Origin of the sequence: Sphingobium sp. Leaf26, from assembly GCF_001421665.1 — a bacterium.
Taxonomy (GTDB): domain Bacteria; phylum Pseudomonadota; class Alphaproteobacteria; order Sphingomonadales; family Sphingomonadaceae; genus Sphingobium.
The window spans coordinates 677,962-704,684 of the sequence record NZ_LMKV01000012.1 but is presented as its reverse complement, the minus strand read 5'-3'; the positions used below and the strand labels follow the sequence as shown (position 1 = coordinate 704,684).

At 59.4% G+C, this 26,723-nt stretch carries 27 protein-coding genes and 1 pseudogene; 13 read left to right on the top strand and 15 right to left on the bottom strand.

Features of this window, described 5'->3' with window-relative positions; all coding sequences use genetic code 11:
* Positions 1 to 15: 15 nt before the first annotated feature.
* Together ASE85_RS12175 and ASE85_RS12170 are read left to right on the top strand one after the other, a co-directional pair.
* Positions 16 to 501, top strand: coding sequence for a toll/interleukin-1 receptor domain-containing protein (locus tag ASE85_RS12175; protein ID WP_235523507.1), 486 nt, complete (start codon positions 16 to 18; stop codon positions 499 to 501).
* Between the two features lie 230 nt (positions 502 to 731).
* Positions 732 to 1,067, top strand: coding sequence for a GrlR family regulatory protein (locus ASE85_RS12170; RefSeq protein ID WP_056688324.1), 336 nt, complete (start codon positions 732 to 734; stop codon positions 1,065 to 1,067).
* Between the two features lie 22 nt (positions 1,068 to 1,089).
* On the opposite strand, the gene ASE85_RS23020 is transcribed toward ASE85_RS12170, so the two are convergent.
* The 7 genes and pseudogenes from ASE85_RS23020 to ASE85_RS23010 all read right to left on the bottom strand — a co-directional run bounded on the left by ASE85_RS23020 (position 1,090) and on the right by ASE85_RS23010 (position 4,860).
* Positions 1,090 to 1,650, bottom strand: a complete 561-nt coding sequence (locus tag ASE85_RS23020) for a hypothetical protein (RefSeq protein WP_156358303.1) — start codon at positions 1,648 to 1,650, stop codon at positions 1,090 to 1,092.
* A gap of 262 nt (positions 1,651 to 1,912) precedes the next feature.
* Positions 1,913 to 2,329: an excalibur calcium-binding domain-containing protein gene (locus ASE85_RS24405; RefSeq protein ID WP_443018523.1), complete on the bottom strand. Its 417-nt coding sequence runs from the start codon at positions 2,327 to 2,329 to the stop codon at positions 1,913 to 1,915.
* Positions 2,330 to 2,670: 341 nt separating this feature from the next.
* The gene (locus ASE85_RS12160) at positions 2,671 to 2,904 is read right to left on the bottom strand and encodes an excalibur calcium-binding domain-containing protein (RefSeq protein ID WP_056688753.1); all 234 of its coding nucleotides are present in this window, start codon (positions 2,902 to 2,904) and stop codon (positions 2,671 to 2,673) included.
* Positions 2,905 to 3,190: 286 nt separating this feature from the next.
* Positions 3,191 to 3,691 carry a MucR family transcriptional regulator gene (locus tag ASE85_RS12155; protein ID WP_056688319.1) on the bottom strand — a complete coding sequence of 167 codons (501 nt, stop codon included), beginning with the start codon at positions 3,689 to 3,691 and terminating at the stop codon, positions 3,191 to 3,193.
* A gap of 103 nt (positions 3,692 to 3,794) precedes the next feature.
* Positions 3,795 to 3,989, bottom strand: coding sequence for a DUF6961 family protein (locus ASE85_RS23015; RefSeq protein WP_156358302.1), 195 nt, complete (start codon positions 3,987 to 3,989; stop codon positions 3,795 to 3,797).
* 22 nt (positions 3,990 to 4,011) lie between these two features.
* Positions 4,012 to 4,152 (bottom strand): annotated as a pseudogene (locus tag ASE85_RS23920) (DUF5818 domain-containing protein); the annotation flags it as partial.
* 246 nt (positions 4,153 to 4,398) lie between these two features.
* Positions 4,399 to 4,860 carry a hypothetical protein gene (locus ASE85_RS23010; protein WP_156358301.1) on the bottom strand — a complete coding sequence of 154 codons (462 nt, stop codon included), beginning with the start codon at positions 4,858 to 4,860 and terminating at the stop codon, positions 4,399 to 4,401.
* A gap of 210 nt (positions 4,861 to 5,070) precedes the next feature.
* Between ASE85_RS23010 and ASE85_RS12150 the strand changes: the two genes are divergently transcribed.
* The gene (locus ASE85_RS12150; RefSeq protein WP_056688315.1) at positions 5,071 to 5,892 is read left to right on the top strand and encodes a hypothetical protein; all 822 of its coding nucleotides are present in this window, start codon (positions 5,071 to 5,073) and stop codon (positions 5,890 to 5,892) included.
* 439 nt (positions 5,893 to 6,331) lie between these two features.
* Positions 6,332 to 6,856, top strand: coding sequence for a hypothetical protein (locus ASE85_RS23005; protein ID WP_156358300.1), 525 nt, complete (start codon positions 6,332 to 6,334; stop codon positions 6,854 to 6,856).
* Positions 6,857 to 7,577: 721 nt separating this feature from the next.
* Here ASE85_RS23005 and ASE85_RS12145 read toward each other — a convergent pair.
* Positions 7,578 to 7,940, bottom strand: a complete 363-nt coding sequence (locus tag ASE85_RS12145) for a hypothetical protein (protein ID WP_056688312.1) — start codon at positions 7,938 to 7,940, stop codon at positions 7,578 to 7,580.
* A gap of 217 nt (positions 7,941 to 8,157) precedes the next feature.
* Here ASE85_RS12145 and ASE85_RS12140 point away from each other — a divergent pair, with 217 nt between their 5' ends.
* Both ASE85_RS12140 and ASE85_RS12135 read left to right on the top strand, forming a co-directional pair.
* Positions 8,158 to 8,529 (top strand): hypothetical protein, encoded by a 372-nt coding sequence (locus ASE85_RS12140; RefSeq protein ID WP_162237448.1) that lies wholly within the window; start codon positions 8,158 to 8,160, stop codon positions 8,527 to 8,529.
* A gap of 475 nt (positions 8,530 to 9,004) precedes the next feature.
* On the top strand, positions 9,005 to 9,268 hold the full coding sequence (locus ASE85_RS12135) for a hypothetical protein (RefSeq protein ID WP_056688306.1): 264 nt from the start codon (positions 9,005 to 9,007) through the stop codon (positions 9,266 to 9,268).
* A 158-nt stretch (positions 9,269 to 9,426) separates the two neighbouring features.
* Here ASE85_RS12135 and ASE85_RS12130 read toward each other — a convergent pair whose 3' ends face one another.
* Positions 9,427 to 9,849: a hypothetical protein gene (locus tag ASE85_RS12130; protein WP_162237447.1), complete on the bottom strand. Its 423-nt coding sequence runs from the start codon at positions 9,847 to 9,849 to the stop codon at positions 9,427 to 9,429.
* Between the two features lie 888 nt (positions 9,850 to 10,737).
* Between ASE85_RS12130 and ASE85_RS22995 the strand changes: the two genes are divergently transcribed.
* A complete protein-coding gene (locus ASE85_RS22995) occupies positions 10,738 to 11,121 on the top strand; it encodes a hypothetical protein (RefSeq protein WP_156358296.1) in 384 nt (127 codons plus the stop codon).
* A 217-nt stretch (positions 11,122 to 11,338) separates the two neighbouring features.
* Here the strand turns inward: ASE85_RS22995 and ASE85_RS12120 are convergent, their stop codons facing one another.
* Together ASE85_RS12120 and ASE85_RS12115 are read right to left on the bottom strand one after the other, a co-directional pair.
* Complete coding sequence (locus ASE85_RS12120; RefSeq protein WP_056688298.1) at positions 11,339 to 11,737, bottom strand: VOC family protein; 399 nt, start codon at positions 11,735 to 11,737, stop codon at positions 11,339 to 11,341.
* Between the two features lie 377 nt (positions 11,738 to 12,114).
* Complete coding sequence (locus tag ASE85_RS12115; RefSeq protein ID WP_082462776.1) at positions 12,115 to 12,372, bottom strand: hypothetical protein; 258 nt, start codon at positions 12,370 to 12,372, stop codon at positions 12,115 to 12,117.
* 354 nt (positions 12,373 to 12,726) lie between these two features.
* Here ASE85_RS12115 and ASE85_RS12110 point away from each other — a divergent pair, with 354 nt between their 5' ends.
* Both ASE85_RS12110 and ASE85_RS12105 read left to right on the top strand, forming a co-directional pair.
* A complete protein-coding gene (locus ASE85_RS12110) occupies positions 12,727 to 13,143 on the top strand; it encodes a hypothetical protein (RefSeq protein ID WP_235523506.1) in 417 nt (138 codons plus the stop codon).
* A complete protein-coding gene (locus tag ASE85_RS12105; protein ID WP_056688291.1) occupies positions 13,140 to 14,654 on the top strand; it encodes a HEPN domain-containing protein in 1,515 nt (504 codons plus the stop codon). Before ASE85_RS12110 ends, ASE85_RS12105 begins: the two co-directional genes overlap by 4 nt.
* On the opposite strand, the gene ASE85_RS12100 is transcribed toward ASE85_RS12105, so the two are convergent.
* Together ASE85_RS12100 and ASE85_RS12095 are read right to left on the bottom strand one after the other, a co-directional pair.
* Positions 14,651 to 14,881 carry a conjugal transfer protein TraD gene (locus ASE85_RS12100; protein WP_056688288.1) on the bottom strand — a complete coding sequence of 77 codons (231 nt, stop codon included), beginning with the start codon at positions 14,879 to 14,881 and terminating at the stop codon, positions 14,651 to 14,653. The genes ASE85_RS12105 and ASE85_RS12100 overlap by 4 nt on opposite strands.
* 22 nt (positions 14,882 to 14,903) lie before the next feature.
* Complete coding sequence (locus tag ASE85_RS12095; RefSeq protein WP_056688285.1) at positions 14,904 to 15,209, bottom strand: conjugal transfer protein TraD; 306 nt, start codon at positions 15,207 to 15,209, stop codon at positions 14,904 to 14,906.
* A gap of 173 nt (positions 15,210 to 15,382) precedes the next feature.
* On the opposite strand from ASE85_RS12095, the gene traA reads away from it, so the two are divergent.
* Together traA and ASE85_RS12085 are read left to right on the top strand one after the other, a co-directional pair.
* Entirely contained in the window at positions 15,383 to 18,376 is a 2,994-nt protein-coding gene (traA, locus tag ASE85_RS12090) for a Ti-type conjugative transfer relaxase TraA (RefSeq protein ID WP_056688284.1), read from the top strand.
* A gap of 17 nt (positions 18,377 to 18,393) precedes the next feature.
* Positions 18,394 to 19,152, top strand: a complete 759-nt coding sequence (locus ASE85_RS12085) for a DUF6118 family protein (RefSeq protein WP_056688281.1) — start codon at positions 18,394 to 18,396, stop codon at positions 19,150 to 19,152.
* Positions 19,153 to 20,124: 972 nt separating this feature from the next.
* Here ASE85_RS12085 and ASE85_RS12080 read toward each other — a convergent pair.
* Both ASE85_RS12080 and ASE85_RS12075 read right to left on the bottom strand, forming a co-directional pair.
* Positions 20,125 to 22,308, bottom strand: a complete 2,184-nt coding sequence (locus ASE85_RS12080; protein ID WP_235523505.1) for a hypothetical protein — start codon at positions 22,306 to 22,308, stop codon at positions 20,125 to 20,127.
* Between the two features lie 282 nt (positions 22,309 to 22,590).
* On the bottom strand, positions 22,591 to 22,911 hold the full coding sequence (locus tag ASE85_RS12075) for a single-stranded DNA-binding protein (RefSeq protein WP_056688278.1): 321 nt from the start codon (positions 22,909 to 22,911) through the stop codon (positions 22,591 to 22,593).
* 759 nt (positions 22,912 to 23,670) lie between these two features.
* Here ASE85_RS12075 and ASE85_RS12070 point away from each other — a divergent pair.
* Both ASE85_RS12070 and ASE85_RS12065 read left to right on the top strand, forming a co-directional pair.
* A complete protein-coding gene (locus ASE85_RS12070; protein WP_056688276.1) occupies positions 23,671 to 24,864 on the top strand; it encodes a DUF6361 family protein in 1,194 nt (397 codons plus the stop codon).
* Positions 24,861 to 26,708: a phospholipase D family protein gene (locus tag ASE85_RS12065; protein ID WP_056688273.1), complete on the top strand. Its 1,848-nt coding sequence runs from the start codon at positions 24,861 to 24,863 to the stop codon at positions 26,706 to 26,708. Before ASE85_RS12070 ends, ASE85_RS12065 begins: the two co-directional genes overlap by 4 nt.
* Positions 26,709 to 26,723 lie beyond the last annotated feature (15 nt).

Below are 26,723 nucleotides of genomic sequence, written 5' to 3'. Positions count from 1 at the left end.
CCGTCCGGGTCCGGAGTGTGGTATACCCCCGAAGAGGTACGGGCGCTAACCCCGGTTCGAGAAGAGGTCGAAAGTCTCGCCGTTGCGCAACCTGACCTTCGAGACGTTTTCCTGTGCCACGCTTGGGATGATCGTCAGGGGGCAGCAAAAGACCTTCATGACCTGCTTGAGGCGCGCGGCGTTCGGGTGTGGTTTAGCGAGAAGGACCTCGGCCTTGGCGTGCCGATGATGCGGGCGATCGACAAGGGCTTGGTGAACTCTCGTGTTGGGATCGTGCTCGTGACACCCGCGATGCTACGCCGGCTTCCGTCAGAGGGTGTTGCTGACAAGGAGCTATCGGCTCTACTGCGCCGGGAGCGCCTTGTTCCAGTGGTGCATGGGACGACCTATGAGGAGCTTGAAAAGGTCAGCCTCTTGCTCGCATCTCGGGCTGGGCTGAGCACCTCCGAAGAGTCAATGGCAATGGTTGCCACTAAGATCGCTGAATTAGTCGCAGCTTAGCCTGATGGGATAAATGAGCGTCTGCTTTTAGGAAGCGGAAAGGCAGTGCTCAATGGCGGAATATGGCGCACATTCGCCAATCGAAAAAGCCAGTTTCGGCCAGTCCCCGCCATCACTGGTCCCCGCCACCCCATCCCGCTATCGACTCCTCCACATCCCCAGCCGGACCGGACCCGGCCGCCAAACGCCCAGCCCTTCCGGCCCAGCTGTCCGACAGCAGGAGCCAGAGAATGTCCCTACCCACCGGCCTGTACAAGATAGCCTTCACCTCCGCCTACGGCACCGACTTTGGTGTCCTGGTCCTGCAGGAGGGTGGCAAGCTGCGCGGCGGCGACAGCGGCAACGCCTATGTCGGCACCTACGAGGAGGACCGGGAAGTGCTGACCATGCAGGTCAGTGTGACGCAGCATCGTCCCATTCCGGGGGTAGTAAGCGTGATAGGGTTCAACAACGTGGTCGTAGAGATAGCGGGGAGGGCCGACGACGGCGCGCTGCGGATGCGCGGCACGTCAAAGCAGGTGCCAGGGGTGCGGTTCGAGGCGCGGCTGACGCATATTGCGGACTGACAGACCGGATTACTTTATGGCATCATATCTGGGTTGCAGCCACCCAGGAACTGTCCTCTGCCCGACAATACCGCTTGGTGGGCGATGTCGCAGACGACGCATCCTCCACGGAATAAACGTTACGGCACGCGATGCCATTTGCTACCGTGGCGGTACTTGCTATGCTGTACCCGCTCAGCCCGGCTACTGACCAACGGACCGGCTCTTCAACCTCTAGCGATCGCCGCTCTGCGTCGGCTATCTCGACCAGATTGAAGTTGAAATTGCTTCTGGCATTCGACTGTCCCTGCAAACTGCCGGGCTCGTCGGGCGGGGATTGCGACGCTTCTGCCTTCTGGCCGCTGGATTCGGCAGCATAGGCTGGTTCGGGCTCTTGGCTCGTCACAACCTGATCGATTTGACCTTCAGTAGTCTCGTTCGTCAGCGGCGATAACGATGACGAAGCTACTGCGTCCACCGCCCTTGTTCCAACCGCAGCTGGATAGGCTAGATAGCCGACAACGGATGCAGCAATGACTGCAGGAAAGAAGAAACCAAAACCGCCGTCCGAACGTGGTGCGCGGCAATCTGCACAGACGAACACGCGATCATGCCGATATGTGTCTCGGGTTCCAACACTATGGCCCCTGTTCTTTGATAGCCCTATACTGGTCCTGTAAGAGCTGGTTGATTTCCGGCGTACCGTAACCATGCGCATCTCTGTTTTCGGACGGATATGATGGCAAGTTGCGCATTCTGCTTCAGCTACGCGCGGCATCTCGAATCCCCCTCTTTGTAGCAGCCCCGACTACCAGCATAAATTTCCAAACACTCTTAACTCGTCGCAAAGGGCTGACTATTTCTTTTTAGCAAATACTCTCGCACGGAATCCCGTCGCCGTCCCGGTCCAGCCGCCCCAGGCCACAATCGTTCAGATAGTGATAAGCCTCGGCGCAGCTATTCATCTCGCCGCACGTCCGTTTTGATCCGCAGCTACTGCCGCCACTGCTACCGCTTCGGCCGGACGACAGCGCGCCCAAGCTTTCTGATGACGGCGAGTAGAGCCGGGTTGGCCGCGTTGCTGGCGCGGGCTCGGGTTCCGGCTGGTTTTCGGACAGAAAGTGCTGGGCGACCCAACAGTCTTGGCCTACGCGGTCAAGGCTGACCCACGCGTCACTCGTCTCGCCAGCCGACACCGCGTCGCCGCGCGCTAACTTCTCTATCACTGACGCGCCCGGCTTTGGATCGGCCCGGCAGTTAAGCGTCGCGGTGGTGACGTACATGGTGGTGGTGGCAACAGCCGCCGTGTCCTGGCCGATCCGCGACACGGGGGATTGGGCTCCCGGCGGACTGTCCGCCGACCCGCCGCACTTTCCCACGGCGAACATGACCACCAGACATAGGGCAATCAGCCCACACCCTCCATTGCCGTCGGCCTTTCGCGCCATCGCGATTTCCCCTTGCGCCCCACAGTATCGGCGCGGGGGATATGTTCAAGTGGGCCACGTCAGGCCGCATTATCAACCAACCTTTGCGATCCTCTTGCCACCCCTGCGATATCGTCTAACACACCAGCTATGGGAGAAAGCCGCCCGACTGTGGCAGACGGACATGTGGCCTCACGTCAGCGTGGCCCGACGTAAGGCTCGCAGGCTATACCGTCGCCGTCGCCGTCCATGTGCTGCCCGTAGCCCGGCTGCCCGGCGTATAGCGGCGCAGCGCCAGCGGCCCTCGCTTCTCGACAGTTGCGGTATGACCATCCACCGCTTGCGGCCACAGGCGCTATTGCGCGGGGCGCAACGGAGGCGCGTGCGTTGGCGGCGCTGGGCTGCTGAGCGTCTAGTTCTACGGCTGACATGAGCGGCTGCGGCACATACGGTACTGTGTCTGCCACCGCCGCCATGTCGGATGCCCGCTGCCCCGCGCTATCGTCGCGGTCGCTGGGGAGCAGCTGTGAGCCAAGGCCAACGGCCGCCGCCAGCACAGCGCCAATCAACAGCTGGAGGGCGTTGCGCTCCCGCCGACGCTTGCGCCGCTGGGCTGCGTAGTGGGCACCCTCCCGAATAGGGACGGCGCGGAGGGGTTTCCTGAACGACATGGGGCGGCACTATGCCGCCCCACGGTAAAGACAAGGTTTCCGCCGATTAGGCGAGCTCAGGCTCAGCCACTTTGGGCTTGCGACCCCGCTTAGCGGGTGCCTTGGCGGCAGGCTCTGCCGCTGGCTCAGCAGTGACGGAATCGGCACGTTTGCGGCCCAAGCCGATCTTGAGCGCCAACTCCTTGCGCTGGGCGGCGTAGTTGGGGGCTACCATAGGATAGTCCGACGGCAGGTCCCACTTGGCCCGATAGTCGGCCGGGGTCATGCCGTAGGCCGTCATCAGGTGGCGCTTGAGCATTTTCATCTTCTTCCCGTCTTCCAGGCAGACCAGATGGTCCGGCTTGATCGACGCGCGAACGGAGACGGCAGGCTCCTGCTTGGGCGCCTCCTGCACCTTGGGGGCGGCCAGACCGGACAGGGCAGAGTGGACGTTGGCAATCAGTCCGGCAACGTCGCTCACGCTAACGGAGTTATTGAACACGTGCGCCGACACAATGTCGGCGGTCAGGTTGATAAGCGTTTCTTGCGCTAAAGATTCTGTGGACATGCGACCTGTCTCTCTATTTAGGGAAAGAGATTTTTGATTGGCTTGGATTGCTTGATGCAGGGCGCGCATAGCATGGACGACGTGGAAAGGCGACCACCGTACTTTAGGACAGGCAGTCAGGCCGCGACAGTTTGGTCAGGCAGCTCGCGATCTTCTTCCACATCGCGACACCGCCTGCGTTGCCTACCCGCTCCAACTCCTCGACACGCGCGGCGGCAACAGAGGCAGCGCGCTCGCCGTGTTGACGCAGCAGCATGGACGCAGCGCCCCAGGGCACCTGATCTGGGGTCAGCGTCACGCGGGAGTGTCCTGTCCACGGCCACCACGTCGTGGCCCTGCCGGACACCCTCGACGCGCACCCTTCGGCCCAGCAGACGGTCATGGCGGCCCAGGGCCAGCAGCAGCCACTGTCCGCCGTCTGGCGTCTGTAGGATCAGCTGGCGGCCGGCGAGCAGCAGCATGCCTTTCAGGGTGATGGGGCGTTCGCGGGGCATGGGTTGGCGGGCCTGTTACGTTGTTACGTTAGGTCAGGAGATCGAGACACGTTTGTAAATATATTGTGCCCCTTTTGAACCTGATCTCCTCATTAAAATCGAATGTCCAGAGGGGGTATTAACGTAACAACTGGCCGGGGTGGGCGGTTTTGGGATGGCTAGTTTGCGCCATTTGTCGCCGTTCAGCGGCTCATTTTCATCTCTCGGAAGCGGTCATTCGGTCAGATTCCACCGCCCCATCTGGCGAGGGAAAAGCTGCCGGTCGGCCGCCGACCATTTTTTGTCGTTCCATGCTGCTGCTGCTGTCCCCGATTGCAGACATTCATCGGCCCCTATATGCTGGAAAGATGCCTGCGTTGCTTCATGAGTATTGGGAAAACGACCAAGGGGGCGAATTCGCAGTTGTGCAAGAGCGAGCTGACGAAATTCGACCGACCCTAAATCCGGGGGCACGACGTGTGTTTGAGATATGGGCGTCGTCTTGGCGAGAAGCGATGCAAGCCCGCAATGCACGCCTTGGCTATGGTGATTACGAGCCGATTGATGATGCTCCAGATCATTTTTACACACTGGATGAAGCTGCAACTCAGTCGGCCTATCTGAAACGTCGGACGATCCGTTAGCGACCATTTTTTGCAGTTTGCTCGTGCCATAAGCATCCCTGAAACCAGTCACTCATTCGGGGGCAAGTCGAAGGTGGAACGGCTAAATCTGGCGGGAAGAGGACGTTTTGCCCCAACCACAAAAGCTCCCAAGCGCTCGTTTGGCGATTCTGGAACGGTGTCAAACCGCGCTCAGGACTGTTTGATTGCCTCCCGGAAAATCTCTAGCATTTGTCCAGTCGTAACGATTGGACATCCTGACCACGGCAGCAAGGCGAATATCATGGTGGCAATAATCGATTACAGGGGTATGGCAAGACATCATGCCAAGCGAGCCGCCGACCTACTAACCGTTCCCGCTGCTTCTGTCGCATATGTTGCAGTCGAGTTAAGGATGGCCATTGAAGCAATAGCTTATGGGCGGTTACAAGATTATATAGATGACATTCCACCTCGCCGACTTAATGAATGGCAGGCTCCCAAGGTCTTGGAAACGGTCGCGTGCATCGACCCCGGCGTAGCCTACACTCGCAGACTTATGGTTGAAGTCGATGCCGCTGACGATGAAAAGGTCTGGGTGCTACTCGGCGAAGACAAAGCGTTGAGCATGAAGTCATTGCAAGGAAATTATCATGCCCTTGGCAATTTCCTTCATACCCCAACCATCGGCCAGCTACGCAGCGGCAAAATCATAAATCTTGATAAGCAGGTAGCGAAATGTCGAGCTATACTTGAAGAGATAGATAGCGTTCTTGCGATCGAAAATTGGTCATTCTCTCTAGCAATCCCTTACGATTTTCAATGCATGAGAGAGGGGTGTTCGTCGAACATAAGGCGGAGGATGAACGCATTTTCAATGCAGCCTGTAGCGAGCGCATATAGCAACGTCGTGGAGTGCTTTGAATGTGCCGCGACGTATGACGTGATGAAAGATGGCAAGAATGCCGTTCTCATCAATCCGCAGCTTACATACGCGAAATGCCAAAATGATGGCTGCGGCAATCGGTTGCAAATCTGGCATAGTGATGTGAGACGGCGGGACGATGTTACCTGTCATCAGTGCGGTGCTACCTCTAAGATCGTCCTTGGCATGTCACCCGCCTGAGCTTCCTTTCTCCATCCGGTTCGAGTCACTATCAATGGTCAAAATAGGCCAACATCTTGGCTCAGTTACTACGAAAGCCTAATACAAGCCTCCCGACGCTCATTCGGGAAACCTCAGATTTCCGGCGTATTCGGTCCCAGCCCTAAATCTTGGTCTGGGCACAAGTGGCATGTCGGCCAAATGATTTTTAACCACGCAGCGTCGGCTATGGTCGATCATCACCTCCAAAGCTGACCGTCGCCTTCCCACCCATCGCGGGTGCTGCTGCTCTGCGAAGCGCAGCGCCCTCCGATTTAACGGCCTGTCCGGTTTCGGAAAGGAAAGCGGACAGGGTGCAATCGACCAGAGGCTGCCACCAAAATGCTTCTGCGGGCATCGCTAAAGCTGACATGCGTTATCGGGTCTTGCTGCAACCTGTATCTTGCCACATCATTCGCAGATGAAACTTAATACCATTCCCCTTCGATCGGCTTTGTCTTTTTCGTCACTTTTGCCCGTCTTATTTCTCGCCAGCTTGCCAGCGTACGCATGCTCCTTCCCTCATAACGAAACATCCCCTGCGAAAATCAAACATGCCGCCCAAATCGCATTTTCCCAAAGTGATTCGGTAATCGACGCTGAAGTGCTTTCGCCGATGGTCGTTGGCTCCGCGTGGAAAGATGGCCTCACACCAATGGCAGTATTGAGGGTCTTAAATTCATGGAAGGGACCACATAAGAAAGACGACTTCGTGTTCGTCATCTTTCTCAGCTCTTGCGATATTGCGCTTCAGAAAAAAGGAGAAAAAATAAGAATACTCCTCACGGGTAGTCATGAAATGTATCGAGCAGAGCAATCGTTCAATGGATACGGAAATGCACGAAGGCCATACAACGTCGAAATAGACCGGTTAGTTAAGCGCGTGCGCCCCGCATATATATCGGCCGATCCCGGCATGTGGAAACAGCCATCTTTCTCAAAATGAGGTCCGCTTTGAGTAGATTTGGCCGTAAAGCTGACCGTCCGCTCCCCACCCGTCACCGCCGTTATCGCGTTGGATTTCATGCGGATATGAACCGGACCGGCAGCATCGGCGTGACTCGCCACGCCTTTGACCCGCCCAAATCGCCGGGATGGGTGGTTAGGGGACAGTCTGGTTTTCGGAAAAATTCACCGATAGCAGACGTTACCCGCTGACTCGGAAGGGATGCTGGGGATTGCGCAGAATGAAATCCTCAACGTCGCTTAGCCGCTCTGGCATAGCCTCGATATCTCGCCATCGCGCATGATTTATAAAGCGAAATCCCGCGTTCCAGAGGGCTTGGACCTTGGCCCATTGCTCAACGTCTGATTTTCGAGGCACCTTAAATGCACGCCCCATCCAATGGAGGTTAGCCCTGCATTCCGGGCATATGGCGCTCGCTTCCTCTGCCAGCTTCCATGACTTCCGGCATTCGAAGCAAGCATGTGGCCAAAGGCATTCCGGGCCACGATGCCGAGGAGGCACATATGGCTCATGAACAACTCGGTTTCCCAACGCTCGCCGCAGTTCCATGCGCTCAGATTTAGACAGATCGGCCATTCTCTGAATTTGAACTATGCACAGAACGTCGGCAATCAAGAATTACGGCATACGGGACGACTGGCAAGAAATGGTCGACGGCAGCATGTCGGTTTTTCGTTCAGCCAAACTATGAAATTTAAGGTTATTTGTCCGGCGCTTGGTACATTTCGTTGCCCGTTAAGCCAGCAAAGTTAGTTATCCCAGCCTTATCAAGGCTTTTCATCATGCAATTCGTGACTTCAAAATTTTGCGCCTGTGCAAGGGTGAGTTCGCCATTTCTGACTGCCAACATTTCCTTTGACGCACCGCACTTGGCGGAGATGGCATCTGCTTGATCTTGGGTTAGTGATCCAGCCTGTGCCTTTATGGATGAAGAGCCGCACCCGCCAAGGAACGCAAAACCCATCAGAAGTAGCCAGCCTTTTATCATTCTTGCCCCCGCAATTTTGGGCGAAAGTGCCTGCATTCCCTCATGCGTCAATTTCAGCTTTAAGACGGAGCGCATCGCCTATTCTACGGCAAACTCTGGTCGATGGGCGACAGGCAGCTATTTCTGCCCACGATCGTGTCCCCTGCCCTCAAAGAGGACTGGCGGCTATCCCCGCTTACCCGCCGGTAAGCCGACATTCCGAAATCGGCCAATTTTTGGACGAACGAAGATGATTCGGCGCTCCCCGAAAGCGGACGTTGTGTGCATCTGCATTCTGGATGACAATGGCGGCATGAGCCAACGCTTCCTCGGTCGGTCAGCCGTCACATTGATAATTATGCTGTTGCTCAATGCCAATCGGCCGGTGCCTGAATGGCAGGGGTTCTCGAACCGTCCCATCGGATTTACAACGAGATGCGCGGCTCGTGTGCTGAGTCAATTTGGCGATGTCGTTAGCGAGACGGGACGCAACCCCGAGGGTGGACTGATCCGGTTGATGCTCCGTGCCGCACCAGACACGAAACGCTCGCCACCTGTCCTGATGGCCTACTTTGACGGCGACGCTAATTTTAGTTCGGTCTTCATGGAAGCGAGCAACCGTCGCGTTGCGAATGCGGTTTGGAGGGGGTTCAAAAGACAATGTGGATTGCCGCATGGCAGCTAAATAGGTTTTTTGCGTCAAACCTGCCCTTCCGCTCCCCACCCATCGCGGGCGGCGCAGATATCCGCAGCGCTGTGGCCTTCCGATGACCGGCCTGTCCGGATTTGGGCAGGAAAGCAGACCGGGGCGAACCGACCAGATATTGTCATTGGATCGGTTGAGCGTCATTCCTGATTGCGGACATTGTCCGGCGCTGCAATACCTTTTGCTATGGCGACCGTGGCAATTGTATTGATGATATTCTTTTTGGCGTTCGGAAGTGCCATTTTCCTAACTCGCCGCTGGAATGCTGCCGTTGGCGTCCTTGGCGGCCTAGGAGTTGGTGTGGCTGCTTGGGTCATCGCCTCAGTTGGCATGTTCGTATGGTTCGCTAACAGTTAATCCGTCGCCGCCCGCAAAATCGACCATTTTTTGACCTTGAACAATTCAGTCGGGTTTCCCGCTTGCAGTCATTCGCCAAGCTAAGCAGGATCGCTTCATGGTCAATATCGTCTATCTTTTGCCTGGTGAGGCAATGCCGGATCATGGCGACGATATGCGTTGGCTAATAATTGAGGAATCGGACGATCGTCAGTTCTTTGGCACGGGCGGTTCATTTAAAGCCAACGGCGATTGGGTGGGATATGTCTCCCTTGCTGAAAATGATGGCTCGTTGGAAGCTGCCTTGGCTGCCGCGCAGAATTGGGCGGCGAAATATGATGTGCCTACCATCTGGGTTCAAATCAAACCGCCCGGCAGCTAACCACAGTCACCGTATCGAAACCGGACGGTCCGCTCCCCACCCGATCCCGTCCAGAACGGCAAAAAACCGCTTCATATTGGTGCGTGAGAACCGGACAGGCTGCCGCCGACCATTTATTGCCGCTCTGACCCCGAAAACGAGTTCCGGTTTGCAGACGTTCAGATAGGCTTTCCATGGTGCCGCTGGGCTAGAAACCAGTAGCACAAGCCTGTCATGGCACCGAGCACTGACCACAGCGCGAATACAAACAGAGCGTTCGCGGAGGATGCGGGATGTTTGGTCGTCGCCCAAACGAGATACAAGGCTGACGGAACGCCGGTCATGAACAATCCGCCCATTCCAAATTGTATTGGAGAGCGGCGGTTGGTTCGTAAGAGGAAAGCACGGATGATCAGCCCAAGGATAATCTGAGTTCCATACAACAGAAACAGATAGAAGATTGCCACTGGTATTGGGCGCGGAAAGCCGCCGGTTGCCCAAGATACAATGCCACCAATGATTGCTGCTGGCACTGGAGCCAGAAAAAATGCGCGTAAATTCATTTCGTTCGCCCCTTCTGGAGAAGATCTGGCAGCATCCATTGCAGATTTCTACCAGAAAGGGGAAAGGTGGGCAGCGACCGACCATTTATTGTCATTGATGAAGCAATTTCACTCGCCGGATAGCAGACATTCATCGGCTAGGATAAGCAGGGTTCATGGACGCTCCCACAGACGCCGAACGGGATGAATTAGAAGCGAGAGTCAGCGACGTCCTTTATGAGGTTGCTGGGTTCGCATGGGAAGATTTAGCAAGGCGCGTTCCAGTAGGGTGGACCTATGTCAGGCCAGAGGCCGACGGGCGCTACATGGCAGTCACTTGGGATGCCGATTGGAAACGACAGGCTGGCGGCGCAATTCTCATCAAGGTTCAAGGCTTTCTCGATCCCGATCACCACACCCCTGTGTGGGGGGCTGGCGAGATAATTCGAAAGCGTGGACTTCTTGACCGATGGCTGAAACGGACGAACTGAAACGACCATTGTTCGCCGGTGGAACCGCGTTCAACCGTTCTCGATTGCGGACATTCTGGGTCGATGGCACCATGACCTGATGCAGCGTTATCCGTCCCACCAATCAGTCCCGTCTGCGATCCATGAACGAGTTTTCTTCGTGCTGTGGATTGTCATGTCCGCCTTAGCGATTCTCGCAGACGGAATTGAGGTAAATGACAATCCTGACCGAGCGCATGAGATATTTGCGCACATGGGCATCGCATTATTATGGTGCGTTCCATTTGGCGTGGTGGGATTTATTCTGCGTTGGCGGCGCTTAAAGAAACAGGCGAAGCGGCAAGCGTTCCTATCTACCGTTGCGAATTTGAAATAGCATCCGCTATTCGCCTGTATCAGCGCAAACCTGACCGTCCCCTAACCACCCTGATCCGCGATTGAGCTTTTCGATTTTTCAATGGTGCTATATCAACCCAGCATGAAGCCTATTATCCCCATTGCAGCGATAGCGGTGGCTTGTTTAGGTGCGGCTGCTGGCTGGACATTGCGGGATCATGCCGAAGGCAAAAAATGTTCGTATTTGGCTGACGGATACCGGCCCTTTGCCGGTGAATATTATCGACTACCAGCGTTTTCCGACGATCAAATTCCTGATGCGATTGTTGCGAATGTCCAACAATGCTGGGCCGCGCACCCTTATTTCGGGCCTCACCATTCCATTCAAATGGTGGATGCAAGAAAGGTGTCCGAGACCCGATACTATCTGGCCTTTGAACCTGCCGGAATAACTGACATTAATCTCGTGTTTTTGGTCGACAAGGATAATGGCGTAATTGACGCGCTACAGCGGAGCACGATGTGATCGGCCAGCGGAACGTCTGCTAATCGGCAACCGCTTCCAAAAACCGGACAGTCCGCCTTCCACCCATTGAGGGCATATCGCCCGCCTAAATCGCTACGGCCTTGCAGTGAACGGATTATCCACCTTCGGACGAAAAATGGAACGGGAAGAGAGCGCCCAGCTGCCCCACCAAAGCATTGGCGGGCAGCTGACTCAGGCTAAACGATGCAAAGCAGGGTTATTTGGGGAAGTGGATGCCGCATAGCTTGTTTCCATCTGGATCGCGGAAGTACGCGAGTACGATCGTACCCATAGACGCTGTTTCGCGAGGACCGGGCGCTACCTCGATCGACGTGCCACCATTGGCGACTGCAACATCATGAAACTGCTTCACCTGTTCTGGCGAATCGCATGAAAAAGCAACGGTGCTGCCATTCGCGACGGATGCCGGTTCGTCATTGATGGGCTGGGTGACAATGAAATTGGCCCCATTTCCACTGTTGTAGATCAGGCGCGTGTGGCCACTGTCGGCCACGTTGATCGTCGCCTCCCCAACTCCGAGGGTGCCGAGCACCGTGTCGTAAAAGCGCTTCGCCCGGTCGATGTCGTTCGACCCCACCATCGTGTGAAAAAGCATGCATCTTCTCCTACTTGGGCCACGCCATGATTGAACACTGCCCGCCTCGGCCATAGCAGGATCGAACGCGCGGTCACGCTTGGATCGTTGGGCTGACGTTGGCATGATTGAATCGATAGGGACAGAGGTCGCACCTTGGCCAATGGGCGACAGGCAGCTATTGCCGCCTACGATCGTGTCGCCTGCCCCAGAGAGGACCGGCGGCTATGCCTTCTTACCCTCCGGTGAGCCGACATTCCGAAATCGGCCACTAGTGGCGCATTCTTGCGTTGATACCATGACAATCGGTGCCGCGTGGCTAAGCTGTCTCGCGGAGTTCCAGGCAATAACCGTCGGATTGGCCAGACGTCCGACAACTGCCGCCGAAGTGCTTTCGTTCAGAGGTTGCCCAGACCCGTGGACGCTTCCGGATTCTCGCGGCGCTGCAATTCGTTCTCAACCGCCTCGCGGATGAACAAGGCGAGCCTGCGGTTGCCTACAAGCGCCTCGATACGACGGATCGTGTCGGTACTTAGCCTGACCGTCGTCGGCTTCATTCCAAGTGGCGGGCGTCCCATCAACTCGTCGCTATCGGGTAGAAACTCAATTTCCAAATCAAACCTATTGACGCCACCGTTTATTTGAATATACGCCATCGTTTATTGAGTAAACGATGGCGTATATGCCGCAAGGTCCATTCTTAAAGGGCTTTTGCGCAACCGGCATCGCGAATCATGTGGGAGTGCCGGGACCGTTCCGTATCCGCCCGTCATATCTCGCTTCCCTGCGATGGATGCGGAACGGAGGTGCATATGCTTGTCTCCAAATCCCGCCGCGCCCTGCTGCGCGGATTAACTATCGCTCCGGTTGCCGCGTCAGCCATCGCCTCGCCTTGTGCCAAGACCCTGGCATCGCTCCACCTGCGGCATGAAGACGAACCCGCGACACTTGTTCGGACGAAAGAAGGCCGGAGCATAAGCCGCTTCCGTTATCACAATGCGGAACGGTGGATGACCACGCTGGAAGCAGATTTCCTCATCGAGCCGCGACATGCAAAGGAAGCGCTGCATCAGGCCGGTTTCGTGACCCAGCAGGCCCTGTGCGCCTACCTGCTGGACGTGGGCTTTGCCGATACGTGGAACGCCCACCACATCAAGCAAGACATCGCCAAGGCGCTGGCCTACGCCAAGGCGTGCGGCTTTGGTCATGATTGCCCCGACATGGCGCGGCTGGCTGGGGTTCTCTCGCCCTATTGGAAATGGGGCTATTATTATCATGATTGGGAGGAAGACCGGCCCCGCACGGGCGGCTTCATCCCTGCCACGATCACGCCCCTTGTCCGTACCTTGGTAGATCGCGTGCATGACGTGACCGGCCACCCGCGCCCGAAGGGTTGCCAGCGTCGCCCACAGGAGGCGCGGTCATGATGCTGCGTACCGACGCCGACCATCTGCCCCTGCATATCCAGGACGAGCTTCTTCACGTCACCATGATCCTGTTCGAGGCATTCGAGGAAACAACCAAAGGCCGTTGCTCCGAACATTTCCGGGCGGGCCGCATCCTCACCTTGATTCTGCATGGTCCCCACGCCGAGAAGGATTGGAAAGAGGTCGCGCCGGGGGAAGCGTTCCGGCTGCTGGCGATCGTCAACTATTCCCGGCTTGCCCGCAGCGAACACGACTGGCGACTGGTGCGTGACCGGCTGCGGCGCGCATGGGAGCATGGCGACATTACCCGCCCGGTGCGGCTGACGGTCGAAAGCCTTGAGCGGGTCAACGGCGCTCTTGTCGAAGGCGTCCCGCATTTCGTCACCATCGCCGAGCAGGGTATCGCGCTCTACCAGATGCAGGGCTTCCGCCTGCAAGAGCCGCACCGCCTTCCGGCGCGGGAACGGGTTATTCGGGGTGTAGCGGAGTTTATCCGGTGGCATAAACGCGGAACCCGATTTCTGGCTGGCGCGGCTTTCTATCGGGACCGGGGCGATGCGCCGATGGCGGCGCTGCTGCTGCATCAGGCGTGCGAGCATTTCTATCTGTCCGTCTTGCGGTCGATCAGCCTGCACGCGCCGCGCACCCATGCGTTGGATGAACTGCGCGAAGCGGCGGAAACGCTAGACCCGCGCTTGTGTTCGGCATGGCCGCGCAATAGCCAGTTCGAGCGCCGCGCATTCGGCTGTATTCGCCGCGCCTATGTCGAAGCCCGCTATGGGCGATCCTACAGCATTTCGGGCGAGGAACTGTCATGGGCGTTCGCGCGGGTGGAGATATTGCAGAAACGGGCAGCGTCCGCCTGCGCAGATCATCAGACTTCACTTACCGTGAGCCTGCCAGCACCGATGATTCCACCACCGCCAGCGCCGACGACAGCGATAGCGCTTTCCCGACCTGTGCGCCGCGCCAATATGCTGCAAAGGACATGGCGGATCGTGCGACGTGTCGCCCCGCTACAAGGCCGATGGAATCAGCTCGTTCCCGTTCACCGGTTCTGGCGCTCCGACAGGTTCATGGGCTGGGTTGACCATCTGCCCTTGGCGATTGTCTGCTTGTGCTTCTTCATGGCTGGCGCGGAGACAACGCTATGGCGTTTAAAGTCCGCGCAAGCCGTCCGTTCCGAACCCGCCGACCTGTCCGCCGTGCTGGACTTCGACGTGCGCGCGGACACGGTGCTGGGCGCGGTCATGCACGTTGCGCAAAGGGCGGGATACCGGGTCAAGGCCAATGAAGACATTTGGACCGTGCGGTGGACCGGTGCCTATCGCGCCAAGGCGACGACCTTCGACGCGCTGGCGGACATTCTCTATGGCTCCGGCCTGTGTCCTGCGATCCGAGAAGACTTCATCACCGTGCGCTATTGCGACAAGAGCAGCCCACCCATGGCACCGATGGTCGAGTATCAGGCAGAACCGGACAGCAATGTGCGCTTGTCGGTGTCGCGCTAACCGCCGTCCTGTTCCGCCTCGAACGCCCGCTTGCCTTTGCGCTTCCAGACGGCAAGTGCGTTGGCGCGTTCGTCGCCGCGCAATCTGTCGGCGACCGTGAGGAACGCGCCGTAAAGCGTAGCGCGGTCATCGTCGGTCAGATCGACCAGTCCCGCCTTGACGACAAGGCCGCCCAATTCGATCAGATGCCGCGTGCGTTGACGGCGTGCGACGGCCCAGTCCCTCATGTCGGTTCGCGCCTTCCGGGCCTCAAGCCGATGCCACGCCGCCGTCGAGCGGGAGTGCCCCGCTTTGCTGGCCAGAAGATCCGCCCGTAGGCTTGCCGCCCTTGCCGAGAAAGAAGCCTGCGCCCGCCTTCCTCCATCCCTCCCTTGTCGCGGGGTCCTTCGACGTGGCGGCATTCAGCAGCGCCCCGGCAAGCACATCAGCGTCAAGCGCATCGGCACCGGTCGCGGTCACCAGTTCACCAAGCTGGCGCACGCGCCGCTCTTTGAGTGCCTTGGCCTTGTCGGCCAGGGCTTTGAGTTCCGAATCAAAATCACGCGGTTTGCGCATCGCAAAGTCTCCATTGAGTGACGATGGCGCTATGATAAGATGAACCGACCCGCCGCGCAGTAGAGTCGCCGGGACAGTCTGACACCGCCTAGTCCCGTCCGAGAAATTTTCGAGAAGGGCGCGCTTATACGTCGTTCCGACGTGCACTTTGATGGCGTAGATGGATTGCCATCATGGCGATCTTCCATTTCTCCGTTCAGGTCATCAGTCGCGCGGCAGGCCGTTCCGCCGTCTCCGCTGCCGCCTATCGTGCGGGCGAACGCCTGCACGACGAGCGCCTTGACCGGCCCCAAGATTTCCGCGCCCGCTCCGGCGTCGAGCATAGCGAAATTATGCTGCCCGAAGGCGCGCCCGAACACTGGCACGACCGTGAACGCCTGTGGAACGATGTCGAGGCATTCGAGAAGCGCAAGGACGCCCAGCTTGCCCGCGAGGTCGAGTTCGCCATGCCCCGCGAAATGACCAAGGCGCAGGGCATCGAACTGGCCCGCGATTTCGTGTCCGGCGAGTTTGTGGATCGGGGCATGGTCGCCGACCTCAATGTGCATTGGGATATCGACGCGGACGGCCAGCCCAAACCGCACGCCCATGTCATGCTCACCATGCGGGAGGTTGTGCAGCGCGAGGACGGCACCATTGGCTTCGGGGCGAAGGTCCGCGAATGGAATGAGCATGGCAATGTCGAGCGCTGGCGCGAACGCTGGGAGACCCACGTCAACTCCCGCCTTGCCGAACTCGATATAGACGCGCGCATCGACCGCCGCAGCCTTGCCGATCAGGGCATCGACCTTGAACCGCAAAGCAAGATCGGCGGCCCTGCGCACCGGATGGAAGCCCAAGGGCTCGAAGCCGACCGCGCCGAAATGCACCGCGAGATCGCGCGGGAGAATGGCGAGCGCATCATTGCCGATCCCGGCATCGCGCTCAACGCCATCACCCATCAACAGGCGACATTCACCAATCGCGATATGGCGATGTTCATCCACCGGCATAGCGACGGGCAGGAGCAGTTCAACGCCGCCATGCGCGCGGTTAGGGGATCGCCAGACCTGATTGCGCTGGGCAAGGATGGGCGCGGCGACGAGCGGTTCACCTCGCGCGAAATGATCGAGACCGAACAGCGGATGGGCCGCGCCGCTGACCGGCTTGCGATGGACCGGAGCGATGGTTTCTCGGCGGCGACGACCTACGCCAGTCGCGCCGCCGAGAGTGGTGGCCTTGCTCTGGGAGCAGAGCAGGAAGCCGCGTTGCGCCATATAACGGACGGGCGCGGATTGTCACTGGTGCTGGGTTATGCCGGGACCGGCAAAAGCGCCATGCTGGGCGTGGCGCGCGACGTATGGGAAAGTGCGGGCCTCAACGTGCGCGGCGCGGCGCTTGCGGGCATCGCTGCCGAGGGGCTGGAAAACGGTTCCGGCATCGCGTCGCGCACCATCGCCAGCATGGAGCATAGCTGGGCGCAGGGTCGCGATCTTTTAACCTCCCGCGACGTGCTGGTGATCGACGAGGCGGGCATGGTCGGCACGCGCCAGATGGAGCGCGTGCTGTCCCATGCCGCCGACGTTGGCGCGAAGGTCGTGCTAGTCGGCGATCCGCAGCAATTGCAGTCGATCGAAGCGGGCGCGGCGTTCCGCGCGATCCATGAGCGCCATGGCGGCGTCGAGATCACACAGGTTCGCCGCCAGCATGAAGGATGGCAGCAGGATGCTACCCGGCATCTGGCCACGGGCAGGACCGGCGAGGCCATTGCCGCTTACGCCGACAAGGGCCTGGTGCATCAGGCCGAGACGCGTGAGGAGGCGCGGCGCGATCTTATCGAGCGCTGGGACCGCGAACGGCAATCCGACCCCGATGCGAGCCGCATCATCCTGACCCACACCAATGCGGAGGTGCGCGACCTCAACGAGGCCGCGCGCGCGGCGATGCGCAATGCGGGCGAATTAGGCGACGAGTGCCAGGTGAAGACCGAGCGCGGCGACCGGCTATTCGCGTCCGGCGACCGCAGCATGTTCCTGCGCAACGAGCGCAGCCTTGAGGTCAAGAATGGCACGCTGGGCACCATCGAACATGTGAGTGAAGGCCATATGTCCGTCCGCACCGATGACGGGCGTGTCGTATCGTTCGACACAAAAGACTATCGCGACCTCGACCACGGCTATGCCGCCACCATCCACAAGGCGCAGGGCATGACCGTGGACAGGGCGCATGTGCTGGCGACGCCGGGGATGGATCGGCACGGGGCTTATGTTGCCATGTCTCGCCATCGTGACGGTATGGCGCTCCATTATGGCCGCGACGATTTTCGCGATCAGTCCCGGCTTGTTCGCACGCTCGCGCGCGAGCGCGGCAAGGATATGGCCACCGATTACCAGAAGACCGACCCGGCAAAGGAATATGCCGAGCGGCGTGGCATAACCTTTGGTGAGCGGATCGCGGAAATCGTTAGACCCATTGTCGAAAAGGCACGCGGGATATTTGACAATTTCCGGCCGAATATCCAGCCGCAGCAGGAGCGCGACATATTTGCGGGCTTTCAGCCGAAGGCTGAGCCGCCCGCGCAGGAGCGGGCCGTTCAGCGCCAACCCGAACATGCCATGCAGCCGCTTCGGGCTGGCGGCGTGCGCGGTGCGGTGGAGCGCTACGCCAAGGCGCTGGACGCGATACAGCAGACGCGCGCGCAAGGTCTGGATGCCATGCCCCACCAGCGCGAGGCGTTCGACACGGCGCGGGATGCCTTGGAGGCCATCCGCCCTGAAGGTTCTTCGGACCTGAACAGCGCCTTCCGCAGCAGCCCGAAGCTTGTCCACGAGGCGGACGAGGGGCGCGGCCAGGCCGCCGTGCGGGCAATGCAGTTGGAAACCGAAATCCGCATGGACCCGTTCCAGCGGGCCGACAGGTTCGTGGAAGGGTGGCAGCAGTTGCAGCGCCATCATGCCGAGTTGGTGCGCGGCGGCAATTTCCGGGGGGCGAAGAGTGCCGCGCAGCAGATGGCGGGCATGGCGAAAAGCCTTGAGCGCGATGCCCAGCTTGAATCGGTGCTGGGCCTGCGCAGTCGCGAACTTGGGCTTGAGATCGGCCAGCAGGTTGGCCGCAGCCTGTCCCACGATCTCGCATCCTCCATTCCCTTCGATCACGGACGCGACATCAGTCGCGGCATGAGCCGCTAACCCAAGGAGACGACATCATGGACGACGAACAGAGCCTTCTAAACGAACCGGAGCCGGAACCTCGGCCCAATGCCGCCGCGCAGGCGTTCGCGCAACTCTCGGAGCGCGTGGCCGCTATGGAGGAGCGGTTGGACGGGCGCATGGCGGTGATGGCCCGCGCACTTGAGCATATCGCAATCGAGAAGCAGAGCCTCGAATACCCTGACTATGGGCCGACACTCGCCAAGATGAACGGCTTTCTCGCGACGGTTGCTGGGCAGACGAAGACGATCATGGATGCGCCCGCCATGCAGTTGACGCCAGAGAGCATGGCGGAGCGGATCGGCCTAGCGGCGGAAGCCGCGCGCACGAGCGACCGCGCTACCGTCAAGAAATCGCTGGAATTGCATCATCAAGCCCATGCGGATCAGATGCGCGCGATCGGCACCGTTCGGACCAAGCGGGAACAGCGCAGGCACATGTTCTATTGCGGCGGTGGCGCTGCACTGGCCATCTCGCTTTTGTGGCTGATCTATCCCGGCTGGGCGGCCAGCATCGGTCCGCAAAGCTGGCTCTGGCCGGAAAGGGTTGCCCGTCGCACGCTGGGCGAGCCGTCACTATGGGATGCCGGTATCCGACTCATGCGCGCCGGGAACCCGGACGGTTGGCAGGCGATTGTGGACGCCGCCGACCTTGCGCGGGAGAACCGCGACACCCTTGTCGCATGTCAGAAGGCTGCCGCTAGGGCCAAGCAGCCGGTGAGTTGCTCGGTTAGCGTAACGATGCCGCAATCTTGAGCGGGTCGCGACAGCGACCATGCCACACCAGCAGCGCGGGCGGGCGAGTGGGTCAACCCCTGCGGCGCAGCCGCAGCCCGAAGGGCGCGCAGCGGGGTTGAGGCGCTCGATCGGCCGTGCTCTCCAACGCCTGCGCCCGTGCCAGCGCTCCCGACATTGATATTCCAGAGGATTTCGACGCAGGCGACGGCGGCACCATTTCCGCGACGGCGCAAAAGCCTCAACAAGACCAACCACATAGGCCCCAAGCGACGGCGGGCCTTTTATCTCGCCCTGCTTCCCATCGTAGCATGGAGAACAAACGGCACCGCTCAAGCCCACCTTTCCGGCCCGGCACACAATGCCCATCTGTCATACATCACCGGCGGCAAGCCTATCCGGCACATCCCCGCACATCCCCGCACACCCCCTCGCTCCACGGTCTGCTCAAGCAGACTTCGCGCCGATCATCATGGCAGGAAGCGCAGGCAAAGGCGTAGTCTCCCAGACTACAGGCAAGCCGTTGATCGGGCGGAGTTTTCCGATCCCGCTAAAGCCGTACTACAGGAGAACACACGCGCCGCGACGCGCAATGCCTTGTTCCGCAAGCATAATCTCATGCACCTCGGTGCGTAGGGTGTGCTTATTATCACAGCCACGTCCTCCTGCTTGGGCGTCTAGTCATACTGCTCAGAAATGTGCCGTTTTCTAGTTCCGGCGGGTAACTTCATAGCCTATCTGGCGCTTGAAATAAAGAATGTGTTCCTGCTTTGTCCGGGTATAGGCAGCAAATAGCCATCTTACCTCTCCAAACTACCTGTTCGTTTCTGGGCTTGGCAAACCACTGATTCTTTGCTGATGAAGTGCAAAAGATGGCTTTATTTGATCTCAAAATATCGGTGAAAATCGTGTCGGCGCCACGTGAACACCCAAGTCCATTTTCTTCTTTTCCGATCTTGAATGGCGCGGCCGAACGGCCGCGCCAAATGAGACTCAGGCGGCTTCCCAAACCCGGTTCAATATCTTCGCGGCCATCGCCGCCTTATCTTGCGGAAGGAAGCGGCCGTAATGTTTGGCGACCATCTCTGGCGTATCCTGTATCGCGTAGCTGGCCTGCTCGTATGAGCCGGTATGCTTGAGGATATGGGTAGCCAAAATGTCCCGTACATTATGAGGCCCATGCGGCAGCAATCCCTTGATCGCACCTCGGCCGGTATAGGGATTAAAGATGCCATAGCGCTGGATTACCAGCCGCCATGCTTCATAGAATGTCGTCTGATTGTAGGAAGCGTCACGGCTAGTTGTCTTTACCGTTTTCACGAAGAAAGTACCGGGGTCGTCGGCACCGTTCAGCAGGGCGGTTCGATGCCGATCTATGTAGGCGCTAATATGATTATAGAGGTCCCCCAGATCGGGTAATATCAGCCGAAAAGGCTTACCGGCAAAGAAGGATGAATGGGCATTCTTGAAAGCTACTGCTGGCACGAGAACCTCCCAGCCCTGCTCGCGCTCGCTCCAGCGGATTTCACCGCGCTTCAGCAACTCAAGCTGCCGCTCTGATCGCGGCAGCTGCCCGCGTGGGCAAACCATCAGTTGGCGAAGATTTTTCTGCCGCAAGCCGAGATGAAGACCTAATCGAATTATCAAGTAGGAGCGTGCCATCTCAGCAGCCGCACGGGGGTAGCGTCGCGCGTCCGGACGGAGCTTCAAAATCTCGTCGGCGATCTTCAGATACTCCGCCACGGGGCTGTCTGCTTCGAGAATAGATAGGATCGGCTCAAAGGGGTCGCGATGCACGCGTGCGACGCGATCCACTTCCTTCACCCTAGCGCCGGCATGGGCATGGAGAATGTCGCAGGCGGCTTGCCAGTCAGCGCTTGCCGCTTCAATTTCCGCCGCCGATATCAAGCCTTCGATTGGAACAAGACGCGAAGTTAGTTCTGGATGTTGGCGTATCCAACCCGTGTCGGTGCGAACCAATGCCATAGCGTTGCGAAGCATGTCGCATTCCCAGCGGGTGAAGAAGCCACGCCGCCGTTCCCGCCACTGGACATACCAATCCCAAACGCGCGGGAAAACAAGCATGGCGAACGTCAAATTCCTAAGTGGTACGCCGCAGCCTTGCACAGCCCCCTTTGGTGAGGCTGCCAAGGCACCGAACATCAATCCGAAATGCTCGATCTTCTGGGCCGTGGTTTCTTCATTCCAGACCCCGCTGCGCTGAAAGCCGATGTCGGTAAGCGTGGCCGTTTTGAAGCGGACAAGCTCGGCCAGTTCCGACACAAGATGAGGTGGCGCATCTACCACGCCGACATGATCAGCTTGGTCATCGAGATCACAGATTTGTTCGCCAGATAACCCGCCTCTGACCTTTTTGCCGGTCACAGAAGGAAACCGGACAGCGTAGCGCAGTTTCAAGGCCTGGGCCTGAAAACGACGATATTCCGTTGCGCCAGAAATCACGACGTTCTGGACCCAATCCAGTATCTTCTTCTGCTCAGGAAGCGATCTGAAATTGAAGTCATCGGGCAGGTGCCAGGCTACACGCCGTTGTTCGGCCTTGGACAGGCCCTTGGCCTCGAGACCAGACGGCGCGCGGGTGCGATTTGGCAGCTTCGCTTTGAAATACCCGTTTGGGAGGCCATAACGATGCTCAATGCGCGTGAGCAGAGCCAAACTGGCGGCACTTCCTGGCGTACGGTCCCCCTCAATCCACGAGCGCAGTGTGGTTCGATCGAATTTCTCGCCCGGTTGGATGATAGCGCGGTGGAGTTGATAGTAGCTTTCGGAAAAGCGGCTCAGATGCAAGACAAGCGCTTCACGGAAGGTTGGCGGATCAATCCACTCATTAAGGCGCGGTGTTGGCCGGTCAACGGTCGGTAGTGCCTTGGGACCGCGCTTTAACGAAACAGCGTGGATCGCATCGCCGTCATCACGGCTATTCATTGCCATTAAGGAAATTCCAGTTTCATAGGTATCAGCCCGTTCTCTTCCGGACACGCCTAGAATGCAGGCGCAGATGCATGACGACAGCAAGCGCGCTTTATCGTGGCCATCGGCATCGGTAGTAAGCGGAAAGGGTGAGCTCTCAGCGATCCGCCCGCGCCGCTCCGCGTAAGCAACAGCGGTCAGGTAAAGCGAAGCGTCCTGCGCAGCAGCGTCAGACATGATATGCATGGGAACCTCCTGTTTCAAAAATGATGGGACAACAGGGGTCGTTGAGGGCGCCGCCGGGTCACGGACGAAGGCGTAGCCGAAGCCGCGAAATTGGGGGTACCACGCATCTTTGACGCAGTGGTGTCCTCAACGACAGGCTTGGAAACCAGTGGGAGAAACTCCCTCTCAGTGGGGCAGCCTGCCCTCTCCTCCTGGCGCCCTATTTCTATATCTTCTTTTGGGTCAAGGCATGCCGGATATCTGCACATCGATTGGGCGGCCGGAGCCGCCCAATCAGGCCGATCAAAAGAAATCGATCCGGTCGGCGATGATCTCGCAGCCATAGCGGGTGATGCCCTCGCGATCCTGCCAGGTCGAGTAATGAATGGCGCCGCCCACCGCGACGACAGAACCCTTGGTACGGGTAGCGACGGCCTGACCGAGCCCGTTAAAGCAGGTCACCTTATGGAACTCGGTCGACTTCGCTGTGTATCCGGTGGCTTGGTCGATATAGGTCTTGCCGTCCTTAAGCTTCACGCGATCGGTCGCGACGATGAGGGTGGTGACATTGTTGCGTATTTCAGGATCCTTGGCGATGCGGCCTGCGAGGTTGACGACGTTCATGATAGTGCCTCCTTCGTTGGTTCCGGCAGCCTTCCCGCCGGTGACACCGAATGAGCGGCGCGCGGTGGCGGATCACACCGAAGCGTAGCGAAAGGGAACCCGTGCAGGGCGCTGGCGCGGGCCGCCGCGCAGCGGCAACACGGGCGCCCGGAGGGGGTTGTGATCCGTCAACGTCTCGTCGCAGGTGTCACGTCAAAGGCGGAGGAGCTGCGGATACCAATCCAACCTGAGGTTCATTATGGATGACGGCTCAGCGTCGATACCGGCCAGCCAAGACTTGATCTTTAATCCGCCTCTCGGCCAACATAGGGCGGCTTTGTCGTTGTGCCCGGAAATCACAGTTATCGGACGTGAGATTGGCGGGAAAAGGGCATCTGTCCGCGCCGAATTCGGAATGACGTGGTTTGGAATTTTGCTGCCATTTCCGACAAATTTTCCAAATAGCAGGTCTTTTTAAAAGTAGATGTACAGTGTGATGGGCTCGCGTAAGGTACGTCGAATTTTTCGTGCAGGCGCACTGACAATTGTTGCCCGCGTGCGACCGGATAATCGCGTCGAAATAATCTGTGCCTCCGCATGTTTTGCAAAGATCGTAAGTGGGTGGATTGACTGTTGGTTGGGCATAAAAAGTTGCGATTATCGGATTCCAAAAGGAACGCGGAAAAGTACAAGCTTGAGCAATTCATTGCTTTGACGTAGATTTCTCCATCATTTATTCAGTTATTAGGCTTTGGAGGGTGGAGCTTGGCTTCCTTCGGGATGACATACCTGTCGCCGGACGCAATGCGCCAGGCACGGAAATTCATGAACGCGGACCAGAAAGGTGTCCGCGACGAGATCGGTTTCCTAATCGTCCACCAGCGTTACGCCGATCGCTTCTTCCCCGGCACCTCGGTCCTGCACACCCGGCTGCGCTACGTCCTGTTCGTGCCTTGGCTCTACCGCGACGAGCAGGCCAAGCCCACCAAGGGCATGCGAACCCAGGACAGCATGAAGCGCCGCGAATATCTGCTGACGGGACGATTGATCAACGAGCCGGTGGGCGTCATCGGAAGCGGGAACTATCCGTTGCCGGTCGATCAGCGCCCAAGCCAGGTATATTGGGGCGCACTGCAGCGCTGGGGGCTGGTGCGCGAGCAGGAGGGGACCGGGCCGCTCAGCCGCTATCAGGTCGAGCGCATCGTTGCCGGAAAGCCCGGCGGCCCGTTGAAGGATGACGAGGGGACACCGCTGAACGGCATGTCCTGGCCGTTCGTGTGTCCCGAACCGCCCGAGGACTGGAACCAGACTGGCGAAGGCACGCTCAGCTTCGAACTCACCGCGAAGGAGAAGAAGTTCCTGGCGAAGCGGTTACGCAGCCTCACCTCGCCGAAGAACCCGGGCGCGCGGTCGATATTCTCGCTTCTGGTCGGGCACGACGTGTTGTCGAGCCGAACTGCGTGGAGTCCCCAGATCTGCGACCTAGCCGAAACCGAGCGACCGGCTCTCGAACGCTCAGGGCAAGCAGCCGCCTTGGCGGCGATTGGCCGTGCGGTCTATGCCGCACAGGTCGAGACGCTGTGTGAGACCATCGACGGCAGCAAGCGCACCGCTACGCAGCGCGACGCGCTGCCGCAGGTGCTGGAGCGGTGGCGGACGCAGGCGGACCGGCTCGACTGGGCAGCCTTTCTCGATGACATGAACGACAAGAGCGAGTTCTCCCCCGTCGTCTCGATCGCGCTGCGCGATACGCTCTCGTGGATCCGTGACGGGCACAGTGATCCGATGCGGCTTGAGGAGGTCTATCGGAACGCCGAGATCGGCCGGAAGGGGCGCCGCGCGCGGCTGTCGCTCACCCAATTCGGCGTCGATCAGCGCGCGGACTGGGACAATGATCACCATCCGATCGGCGCGCCGCTTCACTATCGTTGGGACCGGGTGCAGATGTTGCTCAGGGATCTGGTCGGCGCATGAAGAAGCCACCGAAGGAGTTCCCGGGCCAGGCTTTTCTCGAGCTGTTGCGACCGCCAAAGCTCACGCGCACGCGGTTCGCGCTGTTCGCCGCCTATTCGGCCGATCCGATCGTGCTTGGCGGCGCCCTGCTGAACCTGCATGCTCGCGGCCGCGATAGTGCGGGCGGCAACAAGTCCGATTTCGCCGGTGCCGTCGAGGCGCTGCGCGACCGTGTCCGGTTCATCGTCCAGCGCGGCCGCATCCACCGCGGCCCGAAGCTTCCCCGGATCGCTGCGGTGCTCGACCAGTTCGTAATCGAAACGCCGTATCGGGAGCGTTTAAACAGCTGGCACCCAAAGGCCGCACTGATCTGCTACGAGGACGACAAGTCGCACTGTTTCTGGCGACTCTGGATCGGAAGCCGCAATCTCACGACAAGCCGGGACCTCGATCTCGGGCTGGTCCTCGACGGCGAGAGCAAGCGGCGCAAAGGAAGTCAGGCGATCAGCGGGATCGACGCGCTCGGTGCCACGCTTGCCCTGGAGGCGAAGCTTCCCGACCTCGATCCCGACACGCTCTCCGATGAGTTGAAGACAGTTCGATGGATCGCGCCGGAGGGGATCCATGTCGATAGCATCGACCTGTGGACGCGAGGCGGGGAGCCGGCGCCCCCGCTCGCCGCGTCGAAGGCCGGCAAGATCATCATACTGAGCCCTTTTCTGTGCGACACGTTCGCCGGCGCACTTGGGCGCATGACGGCGGGGTGTCCCGATCGCACCCTCGTCACGACCTTGCCGGCGGTGCGCAAGCTGAGGGCGGAAGGACGCGCCGACCTGTCCGGTTTCAAGCTGCTGTCGCTCGCAGCGCCGAGCCCGGACGGGAGCGCGGCGGACGAGGTCCCGATCGACACCACGTGCGAGCCTGCCACCAACGAGGAGGATGAAGGCCAAGCAGGTCCTGCGCATTCCGGCCTGCATGCCAAGCTGTTCGCCTCGATTACCGGCAACCGCATCGACATCGTCGCCGGCAGCGCCAACGCGACGGATCGCGCTTGGTCTGGCCGCAACGCAGAGGTGGCCGCCCGGTTCAGCGGCGGTGCCGCAGAGATCGACGGGGTCCTGGCGATCGTCGGCTCCGCAACCCCGATCGCGCCGGCGCTGCTGGAGGGGGTTCTAGATGAGGGTGAGGGCGAGGCGTCCGAGCTGCAGCTGGAACAGGTCCGCTGGATGCTGGCGGACATGCCCCTGAGCCTCCGGCGCGATGGCAAGCTGTTCACTGTCGAGGGTGAGCAAGCACCTACGCTGCCGGCGTCCGCCCGCCTCGAAGTGGGTCTCGCAACGATGGTGATGCACCCATGGGAAGGTGGTGCCCGGAGCGTCGCATTGGGCGAGGTCCCACTGTCCCTACAGACCGATCTCGTCCAGTTCCGCCTCGTGATGGGCGACTTGCCAGCCGCTTCCTGGATGATGCGGGTGCCGATCTCACCGATGATCGAGGGGGACCGCGATTCCGCGGCGATCAGCCGCTTCCTCAGCGTCGCCGGCCTGCAGGTCTGGTTGCGCGAACTGTTGGAGGGCGAGGCCGGCGCAGGTGCCGAGGACGATTGGGATGTGGAGCCGGTGTCCGGCGCGGGGCGACGCGAGAGCTGGAAGCATGACGGCTTCGCGCTCGAGGATATCCTCACGGCCTGGGCGAAGGAACAGATGCAGAAGACCGACGCTCTCAAGCGGGTCGATGCGATGCTTGATCGATACGTCGCAGCCGTACTTGCCCACGGCGAGCATCTTTCGAACGAGGATCGCGCAGATCTCAGGGCGCTCCAGGAAACGTGGGGCGTCGCACGCGACGTGTTGTTGAAGAAATGAGCAGCACCCCGCGCG